The following is a 10,104-nucleotide window of genomic DNA, read 5'->3' as shown; positions in this document are numbered from 1 at the left end:
GATAACGTAACATTGTTCACGGCCTCAGATTTTGGACGCACCCTAGCTGTAAATGGCGACGGTACCGATCATGGCTGGGGTGGCCACCACTTGGTTATGGGGGGCGCCGTCCAAGGTGGTCAAATTCTTGGCACAATCCCACCACCCATGCTTGGCCACGATCATGATGCTGGTGGAGGGAGACTCATACCCACAATTGCCGTTGATCAGTACGCGGCGGCCCTGGGTCAATGGCTGGGATTATCAACCGCAGCAGTGAGTGATGCACTGCCTAATCTCGCAAACTTTAACGCCCAGCCTTTAGCGGGTTTATTTAAGACTTAAGTCAAGATGACGAACTCGCGTTGTCAGCGTGAACTGCGCCAGATGGTGCAGGCCAGCCGCCGCCCTCGCGAGGGCTTTGGTGAGCCTGATATAGCTATCTGCTCCAAGAGAGCGGGCCGATAGGCCTTTGATAGCGATAAATTATGGAGGCTCGGGTCGGAATCGAACCGGCGTTGACGGATTTGCAATCCGCTGCATCACCACTCTGCCACCGAGCCATTTTGGAGCGGGAAACCGGGTTCGAACCGGCGACCTCAACCTTGGCAAGGTTGCGCTCTACCAACTGAGCTATTCCCGCTACGCGACGTTTTAAGCACGCTTAAAACACTTTACCGCCTGAAGGTTTGGTTGGTGATTACCAAGTCCAAACAGTAAAAGGATTGAGTTTCAATCCGAGGTGCGCATTGTAGGGCCTTGGGCCTCGGTGTCAAGCGGATTCGCTATTTTGTACCGCTTTGCGCGCCGCCAACAAATACAACAGCATTGACCACACCGTCAGTACCGCGGCCACCATAAACAAGGCGTAACCCAGCAGCATTAACAGCATCCAAGAGCCCCCTGCCATCGGGTCTATGGCGAGCAAAACCGTAATCGAGATCATCTGGACCGTGGTTTTCACTTTACCTAACCAAGACACCCGAACCGAGGTGCGCTCGCCAATCTCGGCCATCCATTCACGCAAAGCCGACACCACAATCTCGCGAGCAATAATCACGCATCCTGCAATGGTAAAAGGCACAGACTGCAACTCGTGAATCAAAATAATAATAGCCACCGACACCATCAGCTTATCGGCGACAGGGTCCAGAAACGCTCCAAATGAGGTGCCCTGCCCCAGCTTCCTAGCGAGGTAACCATCCAACCAATCGGTGATTGCCGCCGCACCAAATATTGCCGCGGCGATAAGGTAGCGCCCCGATATCTCTGAGAAGAAAATCAGCACCATCACGGGGATCATAAGCACCCGTAGTAAGGTTAGACTGTTGGGTAAATTCACTGTGTTTCTACTCCCGACCGGCCTGTAGATGCTCGACGATTTGTTCCGCCAGCGCGCGATTGATACCAGGCACCTTTATGAGCTCCTCAATATTCGCACCTTTTACCCCCTGAGCGCTACCAAAGTGGCGTAATAAATCGCGTCGCCGCTTGGCACCGACACCGGGAATCGATTCCAAAGCAGACTGGTGTTGCTTGGCCCGGCGCGCGCGGTGACCGGTGATCGCAAAGCGGTGCGATTCATCGCGGATGTACTGAATAAGATGCAGGGCGGGGTCATCGCTTTGCAACTGCCATTCTTTGCCCGTGGCGCCATTAATCAAGGTCTCGAAACCCGCTTTACGGGTGGTACCTTTGGCAACCCCGATGACGACGATATCGTCAATTTGCAGAGCCTCTAGCACACTCATGGCCTGACTGACCTGCCCCTTACCACCATCAATTAGCAGCACGTCGGGCTTTACACCTTCACCATTTTTGAGACGCTTAAAGCGGCGCTCCAGCGCCTGCTGCATGGCGGCGTAATCGTCTCCTCCGGTAATGCCCTCGATGTTAAATTTGCGATAGTCGGACTTCTTGGCGCCATCCACACCGAACACAACACACGATGCCACCGTTTGGGCACCGCTGCTGTGACTGATATCAAAACACTCGATACGTTCTGGTAAAGACCCAAGCTGTGCTGCTTTTTGTAAAGCGACCAGACGGGCTCGCGTGGTCTCTTTGGCCTCTAAGTGCGCCATAAGATTTGTGTCGGCGGTTTGCACTGCCAGCTGTAACCAGCGCGCGCGGGCCTCGCGAACGCGATGTTTTACCGACACCTTCACCTTAGCCCGTTGAGTGAGCAGTTCATTCAAGGCCTGCACCTCATCAAGCTCGTTCGAGACAATTACTTCTTGAGGCACGGGGCGTTCATTCGCCAAATAGTATTGCAATACAAACGCCGACAAGGTCGAGGCCTCGGTGTCATCAATGGCTAAGCCCGGATAATACGAGCGACTGCCAATTACACGACCCTCGCGCACAAACAGGACGTGTACACAAGCCTTACCGTGGCGAGTGGCGCAGGCAATGATATCTAAGTCACCGCGCACGCCCTCGATGCCTTGACTGGACTGTACCTGTTGAATATGCCCTAGCTGGTCACGCAACACCGCCGCTTTTTCGAACTCTAAGCGCTCGGCACAGGCCTCCATGTCATCGGCAAGCTTGGCCATGAGCTCTTGCGACTTGCCCTGCAAAAACAAACGCGTCGATTCGACCTGCTCGGCATACTCCTCTTCGGTGACAAACCCCGGCACACACGGACCAGTGCATCGCCCTATTTGATGCTGTAGGCACGGTCTGGAACGATTGCGAAAATACGCGTCCTCACATTGGCGCACACGAAAGGTTTTTTGCAAAAAATGTAGCGACTCGCGCACCGCGCCGGAGCTCGGGTAAGGTCCAAAGTACTGCCCTTTTTTTCGCTTAGAGCCACGGTGAAACGCCAGTCTCGGGTAGGTATCCTGTGTGCTCAAAAAGATATAGGGATACGATTTATCGTCTTTGAGCAGAATATTGTAAGGCGGCTTGTGTTCTTTAATCAGATTGTGCTCAAGCAGCAGTGCATCGACTTCAGTGGAGGTCACCGTCACCTGAATATCGGCAATTTTGGCCACCAGCGCCATGGTTTTGGTAGTTAGTCCAGAGGCACGAAAGTAACTGCTGACACGGGCTTTCAGGTTCTTGGCCTTGCCCACGTATAAAATCTCACCCTCGCTGCCAAGCATTTGATAAACGCCGGGGCGTTGGGTCAACTGTTTAAGAAAGGCCTCGGAATCAAACATCCGTTATGCACCCATGACCACAGGCTCAATGTCTAAGGTCACCCCAAACGCGGACTGCACGGTACTAATCACGTGCTCGGCAAGCGCCAAGCACTCGGCGCCAGTGGCCTGTCCTGGATTAACAAGCACCAGAGCGTGATCTTCGCTGATGCCACAACCAGCGTCTTGATAGCCTTTTAGCCCCGCAGCCTCAATCAGGTATGCCGCAGCCAGCTTAGCGCTCCCATCGTCCACCGCGTACACGGGTAGATCGGGGTGCAGCGCCTGTAAGTGTTGTGCGAACTCGCCACTGACAATGGGATTTTTAAAAAAACTCCCTGAGTTTGGCACTCGGCGCACATCGGGTAATTTTGCAGCGCGAATCGCCGCGACCGTGTTCAGCACATCTACGGGCGTAGGCGCGTGCAGCTCGGCATTTTCCAGCGCTTGCGCTAGCGCGGCGTAGCTTGTATTGACCGTCGGGGTCTTAGACAGGCGCAACCGAATCCCCACGATGGCGTAACGAGTGCGCCAGGGCCCCTTGAAATACGAATACCGATAGGCAAACCCACAGTCTTGGCTTTTGACTACTGAAAATTCACGCGTATTTAGGTCTAACACCCGCACGCTTTCAATAAACTCGGCAATCTCTACCCCGTAAGCGCCGATATTTTGCACCGGTGCTGCACCACAACTACCCGGTATTGACACCAGATTCTCTAAACCGAACCAGCCGCGTTGATTACAAATGCGCACAAGCGTATCCCACTCGGTACCTGCAAGCACATCAACAAGAACGTCGTCACCCCGCTGTTCGAAAAGGTCAATATCATCGCCCACTGGATGCACCACCAAGCCTCGGAGCTGCTCTCCCAAAACGACGTTACTGCCCCCTCCTAACAGGGTGATACCAAGACCTCGAGAACTGGCATAGTCGATCGCCGCAAGCCAGTCAGCATCGGACTCGACTCGACAGAAATTCTCGGCACGAGACGTCACCCCTAGCGTATTCAAACCCTCTAGACTGACATCGCGCTCAAATTGCATTGGTCTCAAGCACCGAGCAGGCGATTGACCGCCTGCAAATCTGCTGGAGTATCGACTCCGCCCGGCACTGAAGCACAGGCTGGCTCTACGTGAATACGCGTACCCTGGTACAAGGCGCGCAATTGTTCCAATTTTTCGAGCCGCTCAAGGTCGGCCATTGGCCATTGCGTGAACGCCTTTAACGTACCTGCACGGTAGGCATAAATACCCAAGTGCCGATAACACGCATCGGATTCAAGATCGATGGTAGCGGCATCTTTATCGCGCGGAAAAGGAATTAGAGATCGGCTGAAATATAGCGCATAACCCATTGAATTAAAAACAACTTTTACGGCGTTAGAGTCGGTTAGTGTCGCGTTATCTTCGATCCGCTCACACAAAGTCGCAATACCGGCATCAGGGTTACTGGCTAGGTTATGAGCGACCTGCTCTATCACGCTCGCCGGAATCAAAGGCTCATCGCCCTGCACGTTAACCACAATGGCGTCGTCAGCTAAAGCCGCCTGACTGACTACTTCAGCTAAACGATCTGTACCCGATTCGTGGTCTTCTCGGGTCATACACACGTCAGCACCAAAGCTTTGGCAAACTTCAAAAACGTCTAAATGATCGGTCGCCACAATCACACGATCAGCGCTCGACTCGCAGGCACGTTCCCAAACGTGTTGAATCATAGGCTTTCCGGCGATATCCGCTAAAGGTTTTGCCGGTAAACGTGTCGACGCATATCGCGCCGGAATGACAATGGTGTAGCTCACAAGAGTGCCTCGAGTTGGGTCCAAAAATTCGTTAGGGTCGTTTCCGGTATGCGCATCTGAGTGCGGTACACCCAAACGCCTTGCACCGACTCCGGCAATTTTACCGCGTCTTTCTCGGTCACTACCACAGCATGGCTAGTATTGACGAAATCTTGGTCATTAAACTGGTAATGATCTGGAAACGCCCTGAGCTTAACGCTAAATCCCAGGGCCTCAAGATCTGCTTGCAATCGCTGCGGCGCGCCGATGGCCGTGACAATCTCGATAACGGGATGCTTTACTAGCATTTGCTCAATGCTGAGTGTCTGGCCACTGTCCTCATAAAAATCCTGTGGCACTAAATACGCGCCGCCTTGGCTCTTCGAACCGCGATAAATGATATAGTCAACAGTCCGAATGCGCGCCGCCGGCTCGCGCAAAGGTCCCAAGGGTAAACAATGCCCGTTACCAAAACCGCGATGCTTGTCCACCACGGCAATTTCAATACTCCGGCGCAAACCGGTATGCTGTAAGCCATCATCAGACAGCACAACATCTACCCTATCCTGCAAGTACTCGTAGGCCATAGCCCGCTGCTCGGCAACTACGACGGGGACATTGCAGCTTCTGTGAATCAACATAGGCTCATCGCCTGTATCGCTCACCAATCTCGAACGAGTAACCTCGAGCAAACCTGAGGTGGTGCGTCCATATCCGCGACTAATCACACCCACGGTCAGGCCTTTGGACTGCAAATATCTGACCAAGGCAATCACCACCGGTGTTTTACCCGTACCACCGACCGTCACATTGCCGACCACCACACACGGCGGTTTCATAGGCTCCACGCGAGGATCTAGCCGTTTGCGTGCAACCAAAGCTTTGTAGACAAGCTCCAAGGGCCACAATAGCCACAGCAAGCCTGGCGTTTCGCGGTACCAAAAGTAATTAAAGAAGCGCTCGAGCAACAATCGCCCATAAATCACACTAGTTTTCCTCAGACTGAGGGTTAAGCGTTGCAATGCTTAATCGAGAAAACCCTAACTGGCCTGCGGCATCCATAGCGCTAACCACCGACTGATGCGACGCATTGGCGTCCGCCACAATCGCCAAGGGTAAGGTCGTATCCCCTTTTGACAATTGGTACAAGGCGTCTTTTATGGTGCTAACCCGAGTACCTGACAGCGGCAAACCGTTCACTCGGTAGGAACCTTCACGTGTAACAACCAACTCAATAAGGTCAGGAATAATTTCTCGAGACTCCCCCGAGGCCGTGGGCAAGGCGAGCGTAATTTCGCTTTGCTTGGTAAACGATGTCGACACCATGAAAAAGATCAATAACAAAAACACCACGTCAATCAAGGGCGTGAGATTGACCTCTACCGCCGGCTTGGCGCGTCGCTCAAATTTCATTTGTTGGCCTCTACCTCAGACAGTGAGGCGGCATTACCGTGCAAAGCGTCGACTAAACGGTTTGCATCTTGTTCCATGCGCACCACAATGGCATCTACGCGGCCCTGCAAATACCGGTGCATTACCAATGCTGGGATCGCTACGGTCAGACCCGCAGCGGTCGTAATAAGCGCCTGAGAAATACCACCCGCTAAGGCGCCGGCATTACCGGTGCCTTGCGTCACGATCTCAGTAAATACCGAAATCATGCCGATTACTGTGCCTAATAGGCCCATCAGCGGCGCAATGGCGGCGATAGTGCCCAGGGTGTTCAAGAAACGTTCGAGCTCATGCACCACCTGAGAACCCGCATCTTGAATGCTTTCCTTCATGATATCCCGACCGGCTTTGGCATTCATCAAGCCTGCCGCCAAAATATGCCCTAAATGACTCGAGCTCTTAAGTGCTCGCAACTTCTCGGCATTCATTTGACCCGACTTAATTTGCTGAAACAGTGTCTGAACTAAGCCAGCCGGTGCAACTTTAGAAGGTTTTAGAGCGATTAAACGCTCAATACAAATTGCCAAAGCAATGACCGAAGAGAGCAGAATGGGGATCATTAACCAACCACCCGCTGTCACGATATCTAGCATATCCATCCCCTTTGTGTTTGGCTCATTATACTCACCCGAGCGCCACGAACAACGCGCTTAGGGGGAATAATTATCTTGCCAAAATCGAGCCCAATGGGCGCGCGTTGCAAGCCAGCGAAGCTCCTCGTTGCGCCCCCATTCAAACCGCAAGGCTCCTGTCTGAGCCGTGTTCAAAATGGTCGCTCCAGAGCTGTTAAGGCGTTTAATTACGGCTGCGTTGGGGTGACCAAAGGCATTATAAAACCCTGCCGATATGACCGCATAACGGGGCTTCACCCACTTAAGTAAGGTTGCAGAGCTGGAGGTGTCAGAGCCGTGATGCCCCACGATGAGTATGTCCGCCTCAAGTTCGTTACGCCAATAACTGACCAAATCTCGCTCTTTCAGCTTTCCCACATCCGCCATGAACAGCACTGAATACCCGTAAGCGTGTACCTTTAAAACGCAAGACGTGTCGTTATCGCTACTCAAAGGAGTGTCGGCACCGCCCGAAAGCCACTGCAAGCTCACGCCCGGCGCCCATTGCTCCACCCGACCCGGTCGACACGTTTGGGCCCGCTCGCCCTCACCGCTTGGGGTCACCAATCGGCGCCAACCAAAGTTAAAGTTCGGCGAATAAAATCCACCCACATGGTCAAAGTCTTCATGGCTCAGCACTAGGGTGTCCACCGCCGAGATAGCCAAACCCCGCAAAATGGGCGCGGCGGTGTAGTCAAAATGGTACACACTGCCGGGCAAGCCTCCCGCCAGATCAAACAACATCGACCGCTCTGCCACCTGCAAAAGCATGGCTGAGCCCTGTCCTACATCAAACACCCACAGTCGCGCTCGATCCGTGGAACCCGACATAGGTCGATAGCTCAACATCAAGCTCATCACAACCAATACAATGTAGCGCCAAGCAAGCCGTAAGGGCGTCAATAGCAGCAACCACAAAGCACTCAAGAGCAGCGCAAAAGCAATGGATAATGTGCTCTGCCAAACACCTATTTCAAGCCAGGCAGAGTCTAGCAAGCTTTCCGCTAAATCCAGCGGCCACGCCGCCCACGACCACAGCAAAGCGCTTACAGTCATAGCGTCCAATGAGCCAGCCAGCGCCCCTAATAGACTGAGCGGTACCAGCCATAAGCCGGCCACGGGTACGGCTAGCATATTGGCCGGTATCGACAAAACGGAAGCCTGACCAAAAAACACCAAACTGGCAGGCCACATTGCTACGCATATCGCTACATGAGTCAAAAAATAAGCCCGAGCCCCCTCGAATCTACCCACGATGACCGAGCTGATTAGCACTATAAACACTGCTCCAAAACTTAGCCAAAATGCGGGTAACAAGCCGGTGAGAGGGTTTATCAGCAAACACAAGGTAAGGGCCCACCAGAACAAGCGCAAGGGCTGACCGTCTCGCCCCAGATTTTTGGCCAACAGCCAAAAGCACAAGGCCAGAACGGCGCGCTGGGTGGGTAAACTCCAACCGGCCATTAAGGCGTAAGCCAGTGCCGACGCAAACACCAAGCCATCGCCGAGGTATTGTCTTACCCGGTATGCAACAATCCAACACAATGGCCGCAACAAGGCTCGTGCCACAATACTTGCAAAGCCTGCCACCAAAGCAATGTGTAAACCCGATATGACCAAAATATGGCCAACACCTAAGCGCAAGCTAAGCTGCTGAAACAAGGGCGGAATATAGCGCTTATCAGCCACAACTAGGGCGGCAATCACGCCTTTTGCGGTGTCGCTCAGCCCCGCCTGATTGGCAATGGTTTGCGATAGACGATAGCGCCAATGGTCGAATCCTCGATAGGCCTTTCGTTGGCTGTACACAAATTCTAAGCGCCCGCCGGCCAGTCGCTGCAGGGCGACGGCCTGTGCCTTGCGATTGTCACTGGAAAAGTTCGCAAACCCTCGCTCTGATCTCAAGGTCACTTGACCGACAATTTGATCTCCCAAACGCAAGGTCCTAGGACCTGTGTAATACACCCTAATGCGCTCAAGCGCAGCACAATCCGGCAGCGACACACTGGTTATATCAAGCTCAGCCCTCTGGACGACCGTGTCATTAAAGCCTGGATACTCGTCTACAAAATTACGCACGTTGGCCTGCACGGTAAACGGTGTATTTAAGCATTGGGGCGAGACATTCAGCTCGACCATCCATTGGCTATAAAACCAAACCCAAGCCTGACCCGCGCACCAACCGACAAGAAGGACTCGCAGCACCGTGATACGAAAAAAGTAAAACAGTAGTGCCGATGCACATAGCGAGCCATAAAAGGCGCTAAAGCCGCGCCACAAAAGCGCGGAAAGCACCCCACAAATAAGGCCCGTGGCGGCAATTAGAGCGTAGTCTTTCGGTCCAAATCTGGTCATAATAGCGCTCGCAAACAGAGACACCATTGCAGCACATCGGGTCCACCGAATAACGAGCACTAAGGTTCATAAACCATCATGCCCAAGCATACGCTGAAAAAACTGATTCCCAGCGCGTCGGAATTAAAAGAGCTTAAAGTTTTGCATGTCTTTGGTGATTGGATCTACGAAGGCAATTTGTGGCACTTAAATCGCTATTCCGCATCCATGGGCTTTTTTGTCGGCTTGTTCATGGCCTTCATGCCCATACCGGGGCAAATGCTGATTGCCGCGGCACTCGCGGTTTGGCTGCGCTGCAACTTACCCTTATCCGTCTCTTTGGTGTGGATTACTAACCCGCTGACCATGCCAGCAATTTTCTTTTTCGCCTACGAACTCGGCGCCTTTATCTTAGGCGTAGACACGCAGGCCATTCAATTCGAGTTAAGCTTTGCGTGGCTCTCGGCGACCCTGGGCGCTATCTGGCAACCTTTTTTGCTGGGATGCCTCCTTTTTAGCCTTGGTTTTGGCGCCTTGGGTTATTTTGTGGTCGATATCATGTGGAAGGCGCAAATTCGACGCAAGTGGCGCGAGCGTCAAGTCAAACGCCAGACTCGCGCCTGATACTCTAGGCTTCCGACAAGACCTCGGCAGGGGCAATTTGCGCCGCTCGGCGCGCGGGGTACACTGCAGCTAAAGCACACGCAGCGATCGCAATAAGTGCCACCAACACAAAGTCTCCCGCCTGAGGATCGGTGGGCAAGAACGCAATTGGATACACGTCGGTATTCAAAA

General features: G+C 53.2%; 10 protein-coding genes and 2 tRNA genes. 2 read left to right on the top strand and 10 right to left on the bottom strand.

Annotated features, from left to right (window positions below; genetic code table 11):
* Nucleotides 1-324: DUF1501 domain-containing protein (locus ACTF5Z_RS09775; RefSeq protein WP_438985470.1), on the top strand; the 324-nt coding region annotated here is incomplete at its 5' end.
* 144 nt (nucleotides 325-468) lie between these two features.
* Here the strand turns inward: ACTF5Z_RS09775 and ACTF5Z_RS09770 are convergent.
* From ACTF5Z_RS09770 to ACTF5Z_RS09725, 10 genes are all read right to left on the bottom strand, one after another.
* A tRNA-Cys gene (locus ACTF5Z_RS09770) sits at nucleotides 469-542 on the bottom strand.
* A 4-nt stretch (nucleotides 543-546) separates the two neighbouring features.
* Nucleotides 547-622 (bottom strand) — tRNA-Gly (locus ACTF5Z_RS09765).
* Nucleotides 623-751: 129 nt separating this feature from the next.
* Nucleotides 752-1,321 (bottom strand): CDP-diacylglycerol--glycerol-3-phosphate 3-phosphatidyltransferase, encoded by a 570-nt coding sequence (gene pgsA, locus ACTF5Z_RS09760; protein ID WP_438985469.1) that lies wholly within the window; start codon nucleotides 1,319-1,321, stop codon nucleotides 752-754.
* A 7-nt stretch (nucleotides 1,322-1,328) separates the two neighbouring features.
* On the bottom strand, nucleotides 1,329-3,149 hold the full coding sequence (uvrC, locus tag ACTF5Z_RS09755; protein ID WP_438985468.1) for an excinuclease ABC subunit UvrC: 1,821 nt from the start codon (nucleotides 3,147-3,149) through the stop codon (nucleotides 1,329-1,331).
* Nucleotides 3,150-3,152: 3 nt separating this feature from the next.
* Nucleotides 3,153-4,175, bottom strand: coding sequence for a UDP-N-acetylmuramate dehydrogenase (gene murB, locus ACTF5Z_RS09750; RefSeq protein ID WP_438985467.1), 1,023 nt, complete (start codon nucleotides 4,173-4,175; stop codon nucleotides 3,153-3,155).
* 5 nt (nucleotides 4,176-4,180) lie between these two features.
* Nucleotides 4,181-4,933 carry a 3-deoxy-manno-octulosonate cytidylyltransferase gene (kdsB, locus tag ACTF5Z_RS09745; RefSeq protein ID WP_438985466.1) on the bottom strand — a complete coding sequence of 251 codons (753 nt, stop codon included), beginning with the start codon at nucleotides 4,931-4,933 and terminating at the stop codon, nucleotides 4,181-4,183.
* Nucleotides 4,930-5,898 carry a tetraacyldisaccharide 4'-kinase gene (lpxK, locus tag ACTF5Z_RS09740; protein ID WP_438985465.1) on the bottom strand — a complete coding sequence of 323 codons (969 nt, stop codon included), beginning with the start codon at nucleotides 5,896-5,898 and terminating at the stop codon, nucleotides 4,930-4,932. The genes kdsB and lpxK overlap by 4 nt, the downstream gene beginning before the upstream one ends.
* A 1-nt stretch (nucleotide 5,899) precedes the next feature.
* Nucleotides 5,900-6,325 (bottom strand): ExbD/TolR family protein, encoded by a 426-nt coding sequence (locus ACTF5Z_RS09735; protein WP_423849931.1) that lies wholly within the window; start codon nucleotides 6,323-6,325, stop codon nucleotides 5,900-5,902.
* On the bottom strand, nucleotides 6,322-6,957 hold the full coding sequence (locus tag ACTF5Z_RS09730; RefSeq protein WP_423849932.1) for a MotA/TolQ/ExbB proton channel family protein: 636 nt from the start codon (nucleotides 6,955-6,957) through the stop codon (nucleotides 6,322-6,324). Before ACTF5Z_RS09730 ends, ACTF5Z_RS09735 begins: the two co-directional genes overlap by 4 nt.
* A 57-nt stretch (nucleotides 6,958-7,014) precedes the next feature.
* The gene (locus ACTF5Z_RS09725; RefSeq protein WP_438985464.1) at nucleotides 7,015-9,330 is read right to left on the bottom strand and encodes a DNA internalization-related competence protein ComEC/Rec2; all 2,316 of its coding nucleotides are present in this window, start codon (nucleotides 9,328-9,330) and stop codon (nucleotides 7,015-7,017) included.
* Nucleotides 9,331-9,408: 78 nt separating this feature from the next.
* On the opposite strand from ACTF5Z_RS09725, the gene ACTF5Z_RS09720 reads away from it, so the two are divergent.
* The gene (locus ACTF5Z_RS09720) at nucleotides 9,409-9,933 is read left to right on the top strand and encodes a DUF2062 domain-containing protein (RefSeq protein ID WP_438985463.1); all 525 of its coding nucleotides are present in this window, start codon (nucleotides 9,409-9,411) and stop codon (nucleotides 9,931-9,933) included.
* Nucleotides 9,934-10,104 lie beyond the last annotated feature (171 nt).

The organism is Aequoribacter sp. (assembly GCF_965659035.1).
Classification (GTDB): Bacteria; Pseudomonadota; Gammaproteobacteria; order Pseudomonadales; family Halieaceae; genus Aequoribacter.
Note: the sequence above shows the minus strand (reverse complement) of the source record. Positions and strands in the feature narration are given on the sequence as shown.

Bases quoted from the DNA above. Each gene is read 5' to 3' on its own strand.
- uvrC (WP_438985468.1), bottom strand. From the start codon at position 3,149: ATGTTTGATTCCGAGGCCTTTCTTAAACAGTTGACCCAACGCCCCGGC.
- murB (WP_438985467.1), bottom strand. From the start codon at position 4,175: ATGCAATTTGAGCGCGATGTCAGTCTAGAGGGTTTGAATACGCTAGGG.
- ACTF5Z_RS09735 (WP_423849931.1), bottom strand. From the start codon at position 6,325: ATGAAATTTGAGCGACGCGCCAAGCCGGCGGTAGAGGTCAATCTCACG.
- ACTF5Z_RS09730 (WP_423849932.1), bottom strand. From the start codon at position 6,957: ATGCTAGATATCGTGACAGCGGGTGGTTGGTTAATGATCCCCATTCTG.
- ACTF5Z_RS09725 (WP_438985464.1), bottom strand. From the start codon at position 9,330: ATGACCAGATTTGGACCGAAAGACTACGCTCTAATTGCCGCCACGGGC.
- ACTF5Z_RS09720 (WP_438985463.1), top strand. From the start codon at position 9,409: ATGCCCAAGCATACGCTGAAAAAACTGATTCCCAGCGCGTCGGAATTA.